Genomic DNA, 18,308 nt, shown 5'->3' with positions numbered 1-18,308 from the left:
TATGTGTCCCGTAGTCAGATTACAGCGAAGCTTTTTGTTGTGCGGTAGAAGTCGTTTCCTTCTCCTCTTCCACACAGGTGTCGCACGGTAAATGGCGACCAATTAATTTGCGGTAGCTGAACGCACCCAGCGCAGCCCCGACAACTGGCGCAAACAGCGGTACCAGGAAGTAAGGAATGTCTTTGCCACCGGTGAAGGCGACGTCGCCCCAGCCTGCGATAAAGGCGAACGCTTTAGGTCCGATATCACGCGCCGGGTTCATCGCGAAGCCGGTCAGCGGGCCCATGGAGGCACCAATCACCGCAATCAGCAGGCCAATCAGCAGTGGGGCCAGCGGGCCGCGCGGAATGCCGTTTCCGTCGTCGGTCAGCGCCAGGATAACGCCCATCAGAATAGCGGTAATCACCATTTCAACTGCGAACGCCTGCACAAAATTGATATGCGGGTTTGGATAGGTTGAGAAGATGCCTGCCAGATCCAGACTTTCGACGCTGCCGCGCACCATATGATGCGTCTGTTCGAAGTCGATGAAAAGATTGTAATAAAGCCCGTAAACTAACGCCGCTGCGCAAAACGCGCCGGCAAACTGAGAAAGAATGAAAGGAACTACTTTGCGTCCGTCGAAGCACGCGAACAGCCACAGTGCGATAGTCACCGCCGGGTTAAGATGTGCACCAGACACCCCTGCAGTCAGGTAGATGGCCATCGCCACGCCCAGACCCCAGATGATACTGATTTCCCACTGACCAAAACTGGCACCCGCCACTTTCAGTGCAGCGACACAGCCCACTCCGAAGAATATCAACAACCCGGTACCAAGGAACTCGGCAATGCACTGGCCTTTTAAGGTTGATGTCTGACTCATAATCGGAATCCTGAAGAAATTGATGTTTATTGTTAGCATGGCCGCCCGTGACAGCCACGATGCCCTGTAGACATAGTGTTAATTTATCGTTAACGAGCAAAAACGAGAAATATCGAAATCGAAATGTGTGGTCTGCGTCAATAAAATGAGCGTTTTCGCGCCATAAAGCACATTTTTGCTGCAGTACAGGATCAGTACAGGAATGTGAGCTGAATCATTTCATTAACGAATCAGTTAACAATTTAGGGGTATATGACGCGAACGCACCAGGACCAGACCTAAAAGTGTTGCAAACCGCGATCTGCGCGGTGTGTCGCTGGACACAGAGCGCCGCGCTCCATACAATCGACGGTATATGTCGTGCGCGTTTATGTTAAAGCGTCGCCTTGCAATTCAGGAGAGGTAGCATCATGTCTTTAGAAGTGTTTGAGAAACTGGAATCGAAAGTACAGCAGGCGATTGACACCATCACCCTGCTGCAGATGGAAATTGAAGAGCTGAAAGAGAAGAACAGCAGCCTCGCGCAGGAAGTACAGAACGCGCAGCACAGCCGCGAAGAACTGGAGCGCGAAAACAACCAGCTGCGCGAACAGCAGAACGGCTGGCAGGATCGCCTGCAGGCGCTGCTGGGACGTATGGAAGAGGTTTAATTCCCATTGGGATTAATGAGTAGGCCGGGTAAGGCGAAGCCGCCACCCGGCTTTTTTTATGGTTTGATGTCAGTCGGCGATCACCATAAAAAAGGCCGCCAGAGGCGGCCTTAACGCTACTTGTCCTGCGCTATCATAGTAAAAGCAACGAACACATTCGGTTCATCACTCTTTACAACGAGTACGCTGGCGACAATGAACGCGATACATAAATAGCGTTTCATTATGCGGTCCCTGCAGCTAACCGCTCCACCGTTCACCACCGGTGATAAGTCGGTGGACACAAGCCTGATCAAGGGTTGCTTTACGGTTGTGAAGACACCTTTCCCTGGACCGATGCCCATGTGCGAGATGGCGGAAAGGGACGCAGCATCATAGTCAGCAACAGTAGCGTAGTTAAGGTCTGTATAGATAATTAGGAATTTATAAAGGGTCGAGGGGATTACCTGAGATTTGAATCAGGGTAAGATAAAAACCCTGGTCAAAGGTTGCAAGCCTTCCCAACGGACCGCGAATCCCGAGGGACAAAAAAACCGCCACATTGCTGTTGGCGGTTTTTTTATGGTTCACGCTTACGGTTTTATTACTCGATATCCAGCGGATCTTCGGAAAGGATAATGCCGGTATTATCGGCGTAGAGATGGTCGCCGGAGAAGAAGGTCACGCCGCCGAAGTTAACGCGCACGTCGCTTTCGCCGATGCCGTCACCTGCCGCCCCTACCGGTATGGCTGCGATGGCCTGAATCCCGATATCCAGGTCTTCCAGATCGTCCACCTGGCGCACGGAACCGTACACCACAATGCCTTCCCACTCGTTTTGTGCGGCAATACCGGCCAGCTCAGCATCAATCAATGCGCGGCGTACGGAACCACCGCCATCGACCACCAGTACGCGGCCACGGCCGTTCTGTTCGAGCAGATCGTACAACAACCCGTTATCCTCGAAACATTTCACCGTGACGATCTGTCCGCCAAACGACGACCGCCCACCAAAGTTGGAGAACAGCGGTTCAACGACGTTGACATCTTCCTGGTAGATGTCACAAAGCTCGGAGGTATCGTATTTCATAGGTTTAACGCTCAGTTGCTGCGAATGTGTTCAGTATATCGTGCGAAATGCGTTGTTGGCAAAATCATCAATTGTTAATTGATATTTGTCAGCTAACTGAGCGTCTGGCTTAAGACAATCCCGATGACGAACAACAGGTTAGTCAGCAGCGCGCCTTTTACCGTGCGTTCCAGCATTGGCGGCATGGCGGCCGGGCTGCGTTCGCGCATTACAAAACGGGCCTGCTTAATCAGCAGCGGCGCGGCAAGCACAAACAGCCAGCCCCACAGACTGTGCAGGGAAATAAGGTTAAACAGCGCCAGGCAGACCAGGGCACCCATCAGCAGGCAGGCATGGTAGCGACGCGCATTCACCGGCCCCAGACGGACCGCCAGGGTGTTTTTGCCGTTCTCCCGGTCGCTGTCGATATCGCGCAGGTTGTTGATGTTGAGCACCGCGGTCGCCAGCAGACCGCAGGCGGTCGCAGGCAGGAACAGCGCAGGGATCACCGTATGCGCCTGTAAGTACCAGCTTCCCATCACGCTCAGCCAGCCGAAGAACACCAGTACGGAGATATCCCCGAGCCCAATGTAGCCGTAAGGACGCGTGCCGACGGTGTAGGTGATGGCTGCGATAATGGCCAATAAACCCAGCACCAGGAAGCCAATAAAATCGCTGGGGGTCTTAGACGCCACTGTCACCAGCGCCAGACCCGATAAACAGATCAGCACCACGGTGATAATCAGCGCGCGCTTCATCTGCGCCTGGGTAATCACCCCTTTTTGCATCCCACGCAGCGGCCCGATGCGGTCAGGTTTGTCGCTGCCTTTCACCGCGTCGCCATAGTCGTTGGCGAGGTTGGAGAGAATTTGCAGCAGGCCGGCGGTAATCAATGCCAGCGCGGCAACCAGCGGATCGAAATAACCCTGCCACCAGGCAAGCGCCGTACCGACGATAATCGCGGCAAAGGCCAGAGGGAGTGTTTTAGGGCGCAGACTTTCGAGCCACGCCTGAGTACGGCTGATGTCAGTCATAAGTATTTAGCCAATAAAAATGGGGGCATTAGCCCCCATTAAACGTGATGAGAATCCAGTAACCGCGATTATAGGATAAAACGGCTCAGATCTTCATCTGCCACTAACGCATCCAGATGTTTACTCACATATTCTGCGTCAATGGTAACGGTTTGACCGTTCAGATCGCTCGCGTCGTAAGAGATATCTTCCACCAGGCGTTCCAGCACGGTATGCAGACGACGCGCACCGATGTTTTCGGTGGTTTCGTTCACCTGCCATGCAGCCTGGGCAATACGTTTGATACCGTCTTCAGTGAACTCAAGGTTCACGCCTTCGGTTGCCATCAGCGCTTTGTACTGAACGGTTGCAGAGGCGTTTGGCTCGGTCAGGATACGTTCGAAGTCTTCGGTCGTCAGCGCCTGCAGCTCAACGCGGATAGGCAGACGGCCCTGCAGTTCCGGGATCAGATCCGACGGGCTGGCAACCTGGAAGGCACCTGATGCGATAAACAGGATGTGGTCCGTTTTCACCATGCCGTGCTTGGTGGAGACGGTGCAGCCTTCTACCAGCGGCAGCAGGTCGCGCTGAACGCCTTCGCGGGACACGTCCGGGCCGGAGCTGTTGCCGCCGCGCTTACAAATTTTGTCGATTTCGTCGATAAACACGATACCGTGCTGCTCAACCGCGTCGATAGCGTCCTGCTTCAGCTCTTCCGGATTCACCAGCTTCGCCGCTTCTTCTTCAATTAGCAGCTTCATCGCGTCTTTGATTTTCAGCTTACGCGTTTTTTGCTTCTGACCGCCCAGGTTCTGGAACATGGACTGCAGCTGGCTGGTCATCTCTTCCATGCCCGGAGGTGCCATGATTTCCACACCCATTGGCGCGGCAGCGAGATCGATCTCAATCTCTTTATCATCCAGCTGGCCTTCACGCAGCTTTTTGCGGAACGCCTGACGCGCCGCGGACGGTTCCGCCTGCTGTTCAGCCTGACCCCAGTTGTTTTTTGCCGGTGGGATCAGCACGTCGAGAATGCGCTCTTCGGCCATCTCTTCCGCACGGTAGCGGTTTTTCTCAATCGCCTGGACGCGCACCATTTTGATCGCCGAGTCGGTCAGATCGCGGATGATGGAGTCCACTTCTTTACCCACGTAGCCCACTTCGGTGAACTTGGTGGCTTCAACTTTGATGAACGGTGCGTTGGCCAGCTTCGCCAGACGACGGGCGATTTCGGTTTTACCGACGCCGGTCGGGCCGATCATCAGAATGTTTTTCGGCGTCACTTCGTGGCGCAGCTCTTCGTCAAGCTGCATACGACGCCAGCGGTTACGCAGGGCGATAGCCACGGAACGCTTGGCGTTATCCTGGCCGATAATGTGTTTGTTCAGTTCGCTGACAATTTCGCGTGGGGTCATTTCAGACATGGGAGATCCTTACGCTTTGGAGGTCAATTCTTCGATGGTGTGGTTGTGGTTGGTATAGATGCAGATATCACCTGCAATATCCAACGCCTTCACCGCGATATCACGCGCGTTCATGTCGGTATTTTCCAACAGTGCGCGGGCAGCAGCCTGGGCATAAGGGCCGCCAGAGCCGATGGCAATCAGGTCATTTTCCGGCTGAATCACGTCACCGTTACCGGTGATGATAAGCGATGCGGTCTCATCGGCTACCGCCAGCAGCGCTTCGAGCTTGCGCAGCATGCGGTCGGTACGCCAGTCTTTTGCCAGCTCAACGGCGGCTTTCACCAGATGACCCTGGTGCATTTCCAGTTTACGTTCAAACAGTTCAAACAGCGTGAAGGCATCCGCCGTGCCGCCTGCAAAACCGGCGATCACTTTGTCGTTGTAGAGACGACGCACTTTCTTCACGTTGCCTTTCATGACGGTATTACCCAGCGTGGCCTGGCCATCACCGGCGATTACCACATGGCCGTTACGGCGTACACTTACTATTGTTGTCACGAGCAGACCCCCTGGTTACAGAATCGGGAAACAGAAGCCCTGAGCCTGTGCCCAGGGCTGAATTAAATGATAGATGGGGGGGATTTTGGGGGTTTCAACCCCCGGAGGCGAGTCGAATGCAGTTTGTGTGACCGGCGATTTTCAAACGAGAAAGGGTGCCATCGGCATTTTCTTTGCCTTTGACCGGACCTATCACCACGCGATTCCAGCCGTTATTGGTGGTAATACGCGAATCAAACCCTTCAAAGGCCAGCTGCGCGCGCACCGTTTCCGCCTGCTCCGCACCTTTGAACGAACCGCACTGTACCATCCAGCGACGTTCGTCTTTTTTCTCCGCCGTCTGCTTCGGCGCTTCGGTCTCTTTCGTGACCGGCGCGGCCTGCTGCGTTTTCGGCTGCTGCGCAGTGGTATGCGCTGGCGTCTGGAGCAGATCCTGATACGGCTGAGCCGCCTGCTTCTGCTGCTGCGCTTTAGGCTGCTGCTGGACAGGCTGAGACTGCACCGTACGCGTCGGCTGCTGATACGGCTGTTCCGTTACCCGCGACTGTGCCTTAGGCTGCTGTACCGGCTGGGTTTGCGCCCACTGCTGTTGCTGCTGAATCTGCTGTTGTGCCTGGCGACGCTGCAGCGTTTGCTGACGCTGTTCCGGCGTCTGCTCATTCCACGGCACTTCGTTCAGCTGCGTAGGCTGCTGGCGCATATCGGCCTGCATTTGTGCCAGCAGCTGACGCTGTTCATCCGTCAGCTGATTCGCATTCTGCACTTCACCACCCGCAGAAGGTTCCGTTGGCGCACGTACCCCAGGCTGACGGCTTTCCAGCTCTTTGATATAGCGCCAGCGCTCTTCAGGCTTCGGAGGGAGGCCATTTCCGGCGACTTTACTGGCCTGAAGCGCCTCAGACTCTTCTTTTTTATGGTGCGTGATAAAGTACAGGCCACCAATAAAGGCGACGACTACAGCCGCAGCAATAGCGACCATTGCTGGCGAGACAGCAGGCAGGTTACGTTGCTTTTTTCTTGAGCTACTCTTTTTGCGTCGCGAAGGTGCCGGCTGGCCGCGACGTACATAATCTCGTTGTGCCACTATCGTTTCGCTGTATTTATTCGTTCGTCAGTCCGCCATGTTACTTAAGCGGCGGGGCTTTGACCAGATAAGGGTATCCGAAAGACGTTTACTTTAAGTCAATGCCTGGGTCGTGCCGCGGACGATCAGTTCGCAGTCCAGCAACCGTGAGCCGCTGCTAACTGTTTGACCGTGAAGCTGATCCAGCAGAAGCAGCATCGCTTCGCGGCCGATTTGGTAGCGCGGCTGAGCGACCGTTGAGAGCGGCGGATCGCAAAATTCCGAAAGCGAAATATTATCGAATCCGATGATGGATAAATCTTTCGGTATGCGAAGACCGCGGCGTTTGGCATACGATAATGCGCCCAGCGCCATCACGTCGCTGTGGCAAAATACGGCGGTTGGCGGCTCAGGCAGGTCCAGAAGTTTCTCCAGCGCCTGTCCACCGGCTGCGAAGGTAAAATCACCGCGCGCAATGTAGTGCGGATCGACCGTAGCGCCGGTACGGCGCAGCGCCTGAACGTATCCCTGCAGGCGGTAGTGACACAGCGGCATCTCTTCCGGTCCGGCGATGCAGCCAATACGCTTATGCCCCAGCTCCTGGAGATAGTTTACGGCGTTGAACGCGGCGGTAAGGTTATCGATATGGACCGTCGGCAGCTCCAGCTCTGGCGCAAACTCGTTGGCCATCACCATCGGCGGTAAATTACGCTGCTCTTCGATGCTGGCATCAAACGGCAGGCGAGAGCCAAGCAGCAGCATGCCGTCGATCTGCTTGGTGATAATGAGGTCGATGAAGGTTTTTTCCTGCTGGTTCTGATGGGCGCAGTCGCCAATCAGCACCAGGTACCCCTGCTCCGCCGCCGTGACTTCAATACCGCGGATGATCTCGCTAAAGAAAGGGTCACAGATGTCCGGCACAATCACCAGGATGGTGCGCGACTCGTTGCGTTTGACGTTACGTCCCATTGCCTGCGGAAAATAGCCCACTTCAAGCGCAGCCTGCTCCACCCGGTTACGGGTCGCCTGGGAGACTTTATCCGGGTTCATTAATGCGCGGGATACTGTTGCCGTAGAGACCTGTGCTTTCTGGGCAACGTCTTTCATGGTCGCAGCCGCAACCTCTTTCCTGGACTTCAACGTCTTCTCCTCGCCTGAACACCGAACTTCTGACATCACCATTTTTACAGATAGTTAATGGAATCGGTTACAGAATTTTCATAAAAAGTGTGAGGAGCGTTAAATTTTTCGATCCAGCTTCAGCCTTCGATAGGGTCGACGTCCAGGACCCACTTCACTTTTCGCGCTTCGGGCAGGGTGTTAATCAGCACCAGCGCGCCGCTAACAATATGCTGAAGACGAATACGCGAGGGGTGCTGGAGCAAGATCTGCCAGCGGAAACGGCCGCCGCGTTTTGGCGCGAGGGCAGGCACCGGGCCCAAAATCCACAGCTGACTATCCACCAGCGGGCTGGCCTGCAGGAGGTTTCTCAGCTGCTGCAGGAAAAGTGGCGCCTGCTGATTGTTATGATCTTCCGCGCGGATGATGACGTGGCTGGTCCACGGCGGTAGCTGCATGGTCTGGCGTTCGGCCAGCGCCTGCTCGGCAAAGGCGTCATAGCCTTTGTGCAGCAGGGTTTGCAGCAGCGGGTGCTCCGGGTGGTGCGTTTGCAGCACCACTTCGCCCTGTTTACCGGCGCGTCCTGCACGTCCGGCAACCTGGGTGTAAAGCTGGGCGAAGCGCTCGGCGGAGCGGAAATCTGCCGAGAACAGCGCGCCGTCCACGTCCAGCAGGGCGACCAGCGTCACGTCCGGGAAGTGGTGGCCTTTGGCCAGCATCTGGGTGCCAATCAGGATGCGCGCGCCACCGCGATGCACTTCCGCCAGCTGCTGTTCGAGTGCGCCTTTGCGGCTGGTGGTGTCCCGGTCGATACGCGAAATCGGCACGTCCGGGAAAAAGGGCCCAAGCGCCTGCTCCAGCTGTTCCGTCCCCAGACCGACCGGCACAATATGCGTTGAGCCACACGACGGGCACTGGCGCGGCACCGGACGCTGGCTGTCGCAGTGGTGGCAGCGCAGATGACGCTGGGCCTGATGGAAGGTGTAGTAGTGATCGCAGCGCGGGCATTCGGCAATCCAGCCGCAGTCGTGGCACAGCAGGGCAGGTGCAAATCCGCGACGGTTGAGGAACAGAATGACCTGATTCCCCGCCTGCAAATGCTGGCGCATGCGGGTAATCAGCGCGGGCGCTAGCCCCGCCTGGACCTGCTGGCCTTTCAAATCCAGCACGTGCTGAATGGCCGGACGGGCATTCCCCGCGCGACGCGTCAGGCGCAGCATGTGGTATTTACGCTGGCGCACATTGTGCAGCGTTTCGAGCGCAGGCGTGGCGGATCCCAGAACAATAGGAATTTGCTCGCTGTGCGCGCGGTAGACGGCCAGATCGCGGGCGTGATAGCGCCAGCCTTCCTGCTGTTTATAGGAGCTGTCGTGCTCTTCGTCGATCACGATAACGCCAAGATTTTTAAACGGCGTGAACAGCGACGAGCGGGTGCCGATCACAATCGCTGCTTCGCCGTTTTTCGCTTTCAGCCAGGCGCTGAGCCGCTCGCTGTCGTTCAGGCCGGAGTGCAGAACCTCAACCGGCGCGTTAAAGCGCTCGCGGAATCGGGCGATGGTTTGCGGCGTCAGGCCAATTTCCGGCACCATCACCAGCGCCTGTTTGCCCTGCGCGAGCACGTTTTCCAGCACGCTCAGGTAAACTTCGGTCTTGCCGGAACCGGTGACCCCCGCCAGCAGCCAGGCAGAGAAACGATCGGAGGCGCTATGAATTGCGCCTACCGCGGTGGCCTGCTCGGTATTCAGACGCAGGCGATCCCCTGAAACGGAGAAACTCTCCCGCCAGTCGTTAAGGGCAGGCGCCTCGCTTGCCAGGTCGCTCAGCCCTTTTTTTCTTAATGCCTGTAGCGCCGTTTCGCTGACCTCAAGCTCGTCGACCTGATGCCGCCAGATTTTCCCCTGACGCAGCGCCGCCAGCGCCTGCTGCTGTTTCTGCGAGCGCTTCAGGCTGTTGATGTCGACGGCCTGGCCTTCCTCCGTGGCAAACCAGTACCACATTGGCGCATGGCTGGCGCTCTTGCCCTGACGCAGCATAATTGGCAGGGCGTGGAACAGGACGTCGCCGATGGGGTGATGATAATAATCCGCCGCCCACAGCAGCAGTCGCCAGGTGCTGGTGGAGTAGACGGGCTCGCTGTCCAGCACCTCAACGACCGATTTCAGTTCATTAAGCGGCAGTTCGCTCTTATCGCTGACGGAGACGACGATCCCCACGCGCTGCTGTTTGCCAAACGGCACGGTCACGCGACAGCCCGCTTTGGCGCTCATGCTGTCGGGCAGCAGATAGTCAAAGGTGCGGGGAAGCGGAACGGGCAGGGCAACGTGAGCGACGGGCATCGAATCTTCCTGACTTGAAAAGTGGCGCGTTAGTATACACATTAGTAAAAGCGGCGTGCGGATCAGTTTGCATACGTTGGTCAAATTCTGTATGATTCGCCGCCTTTGGTGTACTTTACGCCAAAGAACTTACAATCAACATCGCGTGGTGTCTGGCGTTAGGGCTGGAAGAGCGACGCGGCCTTAACTGAGGTTCTCCCATGAAAAAAGATATTCACCCGAAATACGAAATGATTACTGCAAACTGTTCTTGCGGTAACTCTATCCAGATCCGCTCTACCGTGGGTCACGATCTGAACCTGGACGTGTGCGGCAAATGCCACCCGTTCTACACTGGTAAGCAGCGTGATGTTGCAACCGGTGGCCGTGTTGACCGCTTCAACAAGCGTTTCAGCATCCCGGGCGCTAAATAAGTTTCCCGAAAAAAAGGCACCGCAAGGTGCCTTTTTTGTATCCGCTTCTCAGTATTCCCACGTCTCCGGGTCAATACCCAGTTCACGCATGATCACCTTCGCCTCTTCCGGGATTTCGTCACTACGCTCTTTGCGCAGATCGTCATCGTTCGGCAACGGTTGACCGGTAAACGCATGCAGAAACGCTTCGCACAGCAGTTCGCTGTTGGTTGCGTGGCGCAGGTTGTTCACCTGACGACGCGTACGTTCATCGGTGAGGATCTTCAACACCTTCAGAGGAATGGAAACCGTAATTTTCTTTACTTGCTCACTCTTCTTACCGTGCTCAGCGTATGGGCTGATATATTCGCCGCTCCATTCAGCCATGAGATACCTTTAATCCTCTCAGTCATTTATCTAAAGGTGCAAAACCGGTAACCACCCGTTTTGAACCGCAATCTTGCCTAGTTTACCGTAGAGACGATACCGTGGCACGGATATTGCCGCTGCAGCGTGCACTAAAGCATATAATTTTAACGGCTATTTTCGCATTGCTCAATCTATACGCAAAGAAGTTTAGATGTCCAGATGTATTGACGTCCATACTTTCAATGTTTACTCTGGTGCCTGACTTTTCACCTCATTCGCCAGGAAGCCCTCACCATGACGCGTAAACAGGCCACTATCGCAGTGCGTAGCGGATTAAATGATGACGAGCAGTACGGCTGCGTTGTCCCGCCCATTCATCTTTCCAGTACCTACAACTTCACCGGATTTAATGAACCCCGCGCGCATGACTACTCGCGTCGTGGCAACCCTACGCGTGACGTGACCCAGCGCGCGCTGGCCGAGCTGGAAGGTGGCGCAGGGGCAGTATTAACCAATACCGGCATGTCTGCCATTCATCTGGTGACCACGGTGTTCCTGAAGCCTGGCGACCTGCTGGTTGCGCCGCACGACTGTTACGGCGGCAGCTATCGTCTGTTTGACAGCCTGGCAAAGCGCGGCTGCTATCGCGTGCTGTTTGTCGATCAAAACGATGAACAGGCGCTGAAACAGGCGCTGGCAGAGAAACCGAAGCTGGTTCTGGTAGAAAGTCCAAGCAATCCATTGTTGCGCGTTGTCGATATTGCGAAAATTTGTCAACTCGCAAGGGATGCGGGAGCGATAAGTGTAGTGGATAATACGTTCCTCAGTCCGGCCCTTCAGAACCCACTCGCACTGGGTGCCGATCTGGTATTGCATTCATGCACTAAATATCTGAACGGCCATTCTGACGTGGTGGCAGGCGTGGTGATTGCCAAAGATCCGGATGTTGTCACCGAACTGGCATGGTGGGCCAATAATATTGGCGTCACCGCAGGCGCCTTCGACAGCTACCTGCTGTTGCGCGGTATCCGCACGCTGTCGCCGCGCATGGACGTGGCGCAGCGCAATGCTCAGGCGATTGTCGACTTCCTGAAAACCCAGCCGCTGGTGAAGAAGCTGTATCACCCGTCGCTGCCGGAAAATCAGGGGCACGAGATTGCCGCGCGCCAGCAGAAAGGGTTTGGCGCGATGTTAAGTTTTGAACTGGACGGTGACGAGCAAACGCTGCGTCGCTTCCTGAGCGGGCTGTCATTGTTTACGCTGGCGGAATCCTTAGGTGGGGTTGAAAGCTTGATCTCCCACGCCGCGACCATGACGCACGCAGGTATGGCACCCGAAGCACGTGCCGCCGCCGGGATTTCTGAGACGTTGCTGCGGATCTCAACCGGTATCGAAGATTCTGAAGATTTAATTGCCGATCTGGAAAATGGCTTCCGGGTCGCAGCCAAGGGGTAATCATGAGTGTGATAGCGCAGGCAGGGGCGAAGGGTCGTCAGCTGCACAAGTTTGGTGGTAGTAGTCTTGCTGATGTGAAATGTTACCTGCGCGTCGCAGGGATCATGACGGAATATTCACAGCCGGGTGACATGATGGTTGTCTCGGCGGCGGGCAGCACCACCAACCAGTTGATTAGCTGGCTGAAACTGAGCCAGACCGATCGCCTTTCTGCGCATCAGGTGCAACAGTCATTACGTCGCTATCAGAGCGAATTGATTGCCGGCCTGCTGCCTGCGGACGTGGCGGACGGGCTGATCAGCGCCTTCACGCACGATCTTGAGCGTCTGGCTGCCCTGCTGGACAGCGGCATTACCGATGCGGTGTATGCCGAAGTGGTGGGCCACGGTGAAGTATGGTCCGCGCGCCTGATGGCTGCGGTTCTGCAACACCTGGGCGTGGAAGCGGCCTGGCTCGACGCGCGTGATTTCCTGCGCGCGGAACGCGCCGCGCAGCCGCAGGTGGATGAAGGGTTGTCCTACCCGTTGCTACAGCAGCTGCTGGTGCAGCATCCGGGCAAACGTATTGTCGTCACCGGCTTTATCAGCCGCAGCAACGCGGGTGAAACCGTGCTGCTGGGCCGTAACGGCTCCGACTACTCGGCGACGCAAATCGGTGCTTTGGCGGGCGTGTCCCGCGTCACCATCTGGAGCGACGTGGCCGGTGTTTACAGCGCGGACCCGCGCAAAGTAAAAGATGCCTGCCTGCTGCCGCTGCTGCGCCTGGATGAAGCCAGCGAGCTGGCGCGTCTGGCGGCACCGGTGCTGCACGCCCGTACGCTGCAGCCGGTTTCCGGTAGCGATATCGACCTGCAGCTGCGCTGCAGCTACACCCCGGATCAAGGCTCCACGCGCATTGAGCGCGTGCTGGCCTCCGGTACCGGGGCGCGTATTGTCACCAGCCACGACGACATCTGCCTGATTGAGTTCCAGGTTCCTGCGGGCCAGGACTTCAGGCTGGCACATAAAGAGATCGACACGATCCTGAAACGCGCCCAGGTGCGTCCGCTGGCCGTGGGTGTTCATAATGACCGCCAGCTGCTGCAGTTCTGCTATACCGCAGAAGTGGCGGACAGCGCGCTGAAAATTCTGGATGAAGCGGGCCTGCCGGGCGAGCTTCGCCTGCGTCAGGGGCTGGCGCTGGTGGCGATGGTGGGCGCGGGCGTCACCCGTAACCCGCTGCACTGCCACCGCTTCTGGCAGCAGCTGAAAGGCCAGCCGGTGGAGTTCACCTGGCAGTCGGAAGAGGGCATCAGCCTGGTTGCCGTTCTGCGCAAAGGGCCAACCGAAAGCCTGATTCAGGGTCTGCATACCTCTCTGTTTCGCGCGGAAAAACGCATCGGCCTGGTGCTGTTTGGTAAAGGCAACATCGGTTCCCGCTGGCTGGAGCTGTTCGCCCGCGAACAGGTCACGCTCTCGGCGCGTACCGGGTTTGAATTTATTCTCGCAGGCGTGGTGGACAGCCGCCGCAGCCTGCTGAACTACGAAGGGCTGGATGCCAGCCGCGCGCTTGCCTTCTTTAATGATGAAGCCGTCGAGCAGGATGAAGAGTCGCTGTTCCTGTGGATGCGCGCGCACCCGTATGACGATCTGGTGGTGCTGGACGTGACCGCCAGCGAACAGCTTGCCGATCAGTATCTTGATTTCGCCAGCCACGGTTTCCACGTCATCAGTGCGAACAAACTGGCGGGGGCAAGCAGCACCGATAAATACCGCCAGATCCACGACGCGTTTGAAAAAACCGGCCGTCACTGGCTGTATAACGCCACCGTGGGCGCGGGCCTGCCGGTAAACCACACCGTGCGCGACCTGATTGAAAGCGGCGACAGCATTCTGGCGCTGAGCGGTATCTTCTCCGGTACGCTCTCCTGGCTGTTCCTGCAGTTTGACGGCACCGTGCCGTTCACTGACCTGGTGGATCAGGCGTGGCAGCAGGGCTTAACGGAACCCGATCCGCGCGTTGACCTCTCCGGTAAAGACGTGATGCGTAAGCTGGTGATCCTGGCGCGCGAAGCCGGTTATGACATCGAGCCGGATTCCGTCCGCGTCGAGTCGCTGGTGCCTGCCGGCTGTGAAGAGGGTTCTGTGGATCATTTCTTTGAAAATGGTGAAGAGCTTAACGAGCAGATGGTGCAGCGTCTGGAAGCGGCGAACGAGATGGGGCTGGTGCTGCGCTACGTGGCACGTTTTGAGGCCAACGGAAAAGCGCGCGTCGGTGTCGAGGCGGTGCGTCCTGAACATCCGCTGGCGGCGCTGTTGCCGTGCGATAACGTCTTCGCCATCGAAAGCCGCTGGTACCGCGATAACCCGCTGGTGATCCGCGGCCCGGGCGCCGGGCGCGACGTCACCGCCGGGGCGATCCAGTCCGACATCAACCGTCTGGCTAAGCTGCTGTAAAAACTCAATTACCCTCTCCCTGTGGGAGAGGGTTAGGGTGAGTGCAGTCTGATGCACTCACCCCCATCATGAATTTCCCTCATCTTCCCTGAGCAAACCTCACCGTTATTGTTGATTATTTCTATTGACGTCCCTCCGCTTTTCCGTCATTTTTACATCTGGACGTCTAAACGTATAGAAGTTCACAAAACAACAGACAATGACACGCGATTGATAGGGGTAGGGTATGAGCTTTTTTCACGCCAACCAGCGGGAAGCACTGAACCAGAGCCTGGCCGAAGTAAACGGTCAGATTAACGTCTCTTTTGAATTTTTCCCGCCGCGCACCAGTGAAATGGAGCAAACCCTGTGGAGCTCTATCGATCGTCTCAGCAGCCTGAAACCAAAGTTTGTCTCCGTGACCTACGGTGCGAACTCTGGCGAGCGTGACCGTACGCACAGCATCATTAAAGGCATCAAAGATCGTACCGGTCTGGAAGCGGCGCCGCACCTCACCTGTATCGACGCTACCCGCGACGAGCTGCGTTCCATCGCCCAGGACTACTGGAATAACGGCATCCGTCATATTGTCGCACTGCGCGGCGACCTCCCGCCCGGCAGCGGCAAGCCAGAGATGTATGCGGCCGACCTGGTCGGGCTGCTGAAAGAGGTGGCAGATTTCGATATCTCCGTGGCTGCTTACCCTGAAGTTCACCCGGAAGCGAAAAGCGCCCAGGCGGATCTGCTTAACCTCAAGCGTAAAGTGGAGGCCGGTGCCAACCGCGCCATTACCCAGTTCTTCTTTGATGTCGAAAGCTACCTGCGCTTCCGTGACCGCTGCGTCTCCGCGGGCATCGACGTTGAAATTATCCCGGGCATTCTGCCGGTCTCTAACTTCAAACAGGCGAAGAAATTCGCCGATATGACCAACGTGCGCATCCCGCTGTGGATGTCCAAAATGTACGAAGGTCTGGATGATGACCCGGAAACCCGCAAGCTGGTGGGGGCCAATATCGCGATGGACATGGTGAAAATCTTAAGCCGTGAAGGGGTGAAAGACTTCCACTTCTACACGCTAAACCGCGCGGAGATGAGCTATGCCATATGCCATACTCTGGGCGTTCGCCCCGCGTAAAACACCAAAAGCCCTCTTAAATAGAGGGCTTTTTAACAGGGTAAAAAGTTAAAAGGTATCAGCTATCGAATCTGTGGATTAATTCAACTATAACTTATTGCTAGTGGTGTATATCGTAACGGTAACACTGTAAAAGGGAGCATAGCGATGAGCACGTCAGACGAGACCAATAAAGCGGCATCAGTCGGCAAATGCCCGTTCCATCAGGGCGGCGTCGATCACAGCGCGGGCGCAGGTACAGGCAGCCGCGACTGGTGGCCAAAACAACTCCGCATCGATCTTCTTAACCAACATTCCAATCGTTCGAACCCGCTGGGTGAAGACTTCGACTACCGCAAAGAATTCAGCAAGCTTGATTACTCTGCCCTTAAAGGCGACCTCAAAGCACTTTTAACCGACTCTCAACCGTGGTGGCCTGCCGACTGGGGCAGCTATGCGGGCCTGTTTATCCGTATGGCGTGGCACGGTGCGGGTACCTATCGCTCCGTGGACGGGCGCGGTGGGGCAGGACGCGGTCAACAGCGCTTTGCGCCACTGAACTCCTGGCCGGATAACGTAAGCCTGGATAAAGCGCGCCGTCTGCTGTGGCCTATCAAGAAAAAATACGGACAAAAAATCTCCTGGGCCGACCTGTTTATCCTCGCGGGTAACGTGGCGCTGGAGAACTCCGGCTTCCGTACCTTTGGTTTTGGTGCCGGGCGTGAAGACGTCTGGGAACCGGATCTGGACGTGAACTGGGGTGATGAAAAAGCCTGGCTGACCCACCGTGACCCGGAAGCGCTGGCTAAGCGTCCTCTGGCAGCCACCGAAATGGGCCTGATCTACGTGAACCCGGAAGGGCCGAACGCCAGCGGTGAACCTCTGTCAGCGGCGGCTGCGATTCGCGCAACCTTCGGCAACATGGGCATGAACGACGAAGAGACCGTCGCGCTGATTGCAGGCGGCCACACCCTCGGCAAGACTCACGGCGCGGGTGAAGCCACCCACGTGGGTACCGACCCCGAAGCCTCACCGATTGAAGCACAGGGCCTGGGCTGGGCCAGCACGTACGGCACGGGGGTTGGTGCTGATGCCATTACCTCCGGGCTGGAGGTCATCTGGTCACAAACCCCGACCCAGTGGAGCAACTACTTCTTCGAGAACCTGTTCAAATACGAATGGGTACAGACCCGCAGCCCGGCAGGGGCGATTCAGTTTGAAGCCGTGGATGCGCCGGAAATCATGCCCGATCCGTTCGACCCGTCGAAAAAACGCAAGCCTACCATGCTGGTCACCGACCTGACGCTGCGCTTCGACCCGGAATTCGAGAAGATTTCCCGCCGCTTCCTGAACGACCCGCAGGCTTTCAACGAAGCCTTCGCGCGTGCCTGGTTCAAGCTGACCCACCGTGATATGGGGCCAAAATCGCGTTACCTTGGCCCGGAAGTGCCGAAAGAAGATCTGATTTGGCAGGACCCGCTGCCGCAGGCGGTGTTCAATCCGACGAAAGAAGACATTGAAAGCCTGAAGGCGGAAATCGCTGCCTCTGGTCTCTCCGTGAGCGAACTGGTTTCCGTTGCCTGGGCGTCAGCCTCGACCTTCCGCGGTGGCGATAAGCGTGGCGGTGCCAACGGCGCGCGTCTGGCGCTGGCGCCTCAGCGCGACTGGGACGTGAACGCTGCGGCGGTTCGCGCGCTGCCAGCCCTGGAAGCTATCCAGCGCACCACCAACAAAGCCTCTCTGGCCGATATCATCGTGCTGGCGGGTGTGGTAGGCGTTGAGCAGGCCGCAAAAGCGGCAGGTGTGTATGTCACCGTACCGTTCACGCCGGGCCGCGTTGATGCGCGTCAGGATCAGACGGATATCGAGATGTTTAACCTGCTCGAACCGATTGCCGATGGTTTCCGCAACTACCGTGCGCAGGTAGATGTGTCCACCACGGAGTCTCTGCTGATTGATAAAGCCCAACAGCTGACGCTGACTGCGCCAGAACTGACGGTGCTGATCGGCGGCCTGCGCGTACTGGGTGCCAACTTTGATGGCAGCAAGAACGGCGTGTTTACCAACCGTGAGGGCGTGCTGAGCACTGATTTCTTCGTGAACCTGCTGGATATGAACACGCAGTGGAAGGCGACCGATGAGTCCAATGAGCTGTTTGCCGGAAGCGATCGCACCAGCGGTGAAGTGAAATATACCGCCACCCGCGCCGATCTGGTCTTCGGCTCTAACGCCGTCCTGCGCGCGCTGGCCGAGGTTTACGCCAGCGATGATGCGCATGAGAAGTTTGTCCGCGACTTCGTTGCCGCCTGGGCGAAGGTCATGGATCTGGATCGGTTTGACGTGAAGTAGCCAGTGTGCCGGGTGGCGGCTACGCCTTACCCGGCCTACAAATTAAAGTGCCATGTAGGCCGGGTAAGCGTAGGGTATGAACCGGAAACATGGGTAACACTTTAGACCGGATACATGGGTAACAGTTATAACTGGCATAGAAGAGGAGACTCGCTAT

15 protein-coding genes are annotated in these 18,308 nt (G+C 56.8%); 6 read left to right on the top strand and 9 right to left on the bottom strand.

Annotated features, from left to right (window positions below):
* Nucleotides 1-19: 19 nt before the first annotated feature.
* Nucleotides 20-865: an MIP/aquaporin family protein gene (locus tag ACOTXF_RS16760; protein WP_014885705.1), complete on the bottom strand. Its 846-nt coding sequence runs from the start codon at nucleotides 863-865 to the stop codon at nucleotides 20-22.
* Between the two features lie 410 nt (nucleotides 866-1,275).
* On the opposite strand from ACOTXF_RS16760, the gene zapB reads away from it, so the two are divergent.
* Nucleotides 1,276-1,515, top strand: a complete 240-nt coding sequence (gene zapB, locus ACOTXF_RS16755) for a septal ring assembly protein ZapB (RefSeq protein WP_023326318.1) — start codon at nucleotides 1,276-1,278, stop codon at nucleotides 1,513-1,515.
* A gap of 583 nt (nucleotides 1,516-2,098) precedes the next feature.
* Here zapB and rraA read toward each other — a convergent pair.
* The 7 genes from rraA to priA all read right to left on the bottom strand — a co-directional run bounded on the left by rraA (nucleotide 2,099) and on the right by priA (nucleotide 10,058).
* The gene (rraA, locus tag ACOTXF_RS16750) at nucleotides 2,099-2,584 is read right to left on the bottom strand and encodes a ribonuclease E activity regulator RraA (protein WP_008501805.1); all 486 of its coding nucleotides are present in this window, start codon (nucleotides 2,582-2,584) and stop codon (nucleotides 2,099-2,101) included.
* 92 nt (nucleotides 2,585-2,676) lie between these two features.
* The gene (gene menA / locus ACOTXF_RS16745; RefSeq protein WP_008501804.1) at nucleotides 2,677-3,597 is read right to left on the bottom strand and encodes a 1,4-dihydroxy-2-naphthoate polyprenyltransferase; all 921 of its coding nucleotides are present in this window, start codon (nucleotides 3,595-3,597) and stop codon (nucleotides 2,677-2,679) included.
* A 68-nt stretch (nucleotides 3,598-3,665) separates the two neighbouring features.
* Nucleotides 3,666-5,000, bottom strand: coding sequence for an HslU--HslV peptidase ATPase subunit (gene hslU, locus ACOTXF_RS16740; RefSeq protein WP_008501803.1), 1,335 nt, complete (start codon nucleotides 4,998-5,000; stop codon nucleotides 3,666-3,668).
* 9 nt (nucleotides 5,001-5,009) lie between these two features.
* On the bottom strand, nucleotides 5,010-5,540 hold the full coding sequence (gene hslV, locus ACOTXF_RS16735; protein WP_008501802.1) for an ATP-dependent protease subunit HslV: 531 nt from the start codon (nucleotides 5,538-5,540) through the stop codon (nucleotides 5,010-5,012).
* Between the two features lie 94 nt (nucleotides 5,541-5,634).
* Nucleotides 5,635-6,624: a cell division protein FtsN gene (gene ftsN, locus ACOTXF_RS16730; protein WP_047745757.1), complete on the bottom strand. Its 990-nt coding sequence runs from the start codon at nucleotides 6,622-6,624 to the stop codon at nucleotides 5,635-5,637.
* Between the two features lie 93 nt (nucleotides 6,625-6,717).
* Nucleotides 6,718-7,743, bottom strand: a complete 1,026-nt coding sequence (cytR, locus tag ACOTXF_RS16725) for a DNA-binding transcriptional regulator CytR (protein WP_047745756.1) — start codon at nucleotides 7,741-7,743, stop codon at nucleotides 6,718-6,720.
* Nucleotides 7,744-7,862: 119 nt separating this feature from the next.
* A complete protein-coding gene (gene priA / locus ACOTXF_RS16720; protein ID WP_025912299.1) occupies nucleotides 7,863-10,058 on the bottom strand; it encodes a primosomal protein N' in 2,196 nt (731 codons plus the stop codon).
* Nucleotides 10,059-10,258: 200 nt separating this feature from the next.
* On the opposite strand from priA, the gene rpmE reads away from it, so the two are divergent.
* On the top strand, nucleotides 10,259-10,471 hold the full coding sequence (rpmE, locus tag ACOTXF_RS16715; protein WP_003862040.1) for a 50S ribosomal protein L31: 213 nt from the start codon (nucleotides 10,259-10,261) through the stop codon (nucleotides 10,469-10,471).
* A gap of 48 nt (nucleotides 10,472-10,519) precedes the next feature.
* On the opposite strand, the gene metJ is transcribed toward rpmE, so the two are convergent.
* Nucleotides 10,520-10,837, bottom strand: a complete 318-nt coding sequence (gene metJ, locus ACOTXF_RS16710) for a met regulon transcriptional regulator MetJ (RefSeq protein ID WP_003862042.1) — start codon at nucleotides 10,835-10,837, stop codon at nucleotides 10,520-10,522.
* Nucleotides 10,838-11,113: 276 nt separating this feature from the next.
* Between metJ and metB the strand changes: the two genes are divergently transcribed.
* The 4 genes from metB to katG all read left to right on the top strand — a co-directional run bounded on the left by metB (nucleotide 11,114) and on the right by katG (nucleotide 18,151).
* A complete protein-coding gene (gene metB, locus ACOTXF_RS16705; RefSeq protein WP_021242813.1) occupies nucleotides 11,114-12,274 on the top strand; it encodes a cystathionine gamma-synthase in 1,161 nt (386 codons plus the stop codon).
* 2 nt (nucleotides 12,275-12,276) lie between these two features.
* Nucleotides 12,277-14,709, top strand: a complete 2,433-nt coding sequence (locus ACOTXF_RS16700) for a bifunctional aspartate kinase/homoserine dehydrogenase II (protein WP_047745754.1) — start codon at nucleotides 12,277-12,279, stop codon at nucleotides 14,707-14,709.
* Between the two features lie 226 nt (nucleotides 14,710-14,935).
* On the top strand, nucleotides 14,936-15,823 hold the full coding sequence (metF, locus tag ACOTXF_RS16695; protein WP_047745752.1) for a methylenetetrahydrofolate reductase: 888 nt from the start codon (nucleotides 14,936-14,938) through the stop codon (nucleotides 15,821-15,823).
* A gap of 147 nt (nucleotides 15,824-15,970) precedes the next feature.
* Complete coding sequence (katG, locus tag ACOTXF_RS16690) at nucleotides 15,971-18,151, top strand: catalase/peroxidase HPI (RefSeq protein WP_232927049.1); 2,181 nt, start codon at nucleotides 15,971-15,973, stop codon at nucleotides 18,149-18,151.
* Nucleotides 18,152-18,308 lie beyond the last annotated feature (157 nt).

The sequence above is a fragment of the Enterobacter cloacae complex sp. IR53041 genome (assembly GCF_049238285.1).
Classification (GTDB): domain Bacteria; phylum Pseudomonadota; class Gammaproteobacteria; order Enterobacterales; family Enterobacteriaceae; genus Enterobacter; species Enterobacter roggenkampii.
This window is presented reverse-complemented; position numbering and strand designations above follow the sequence as displayed.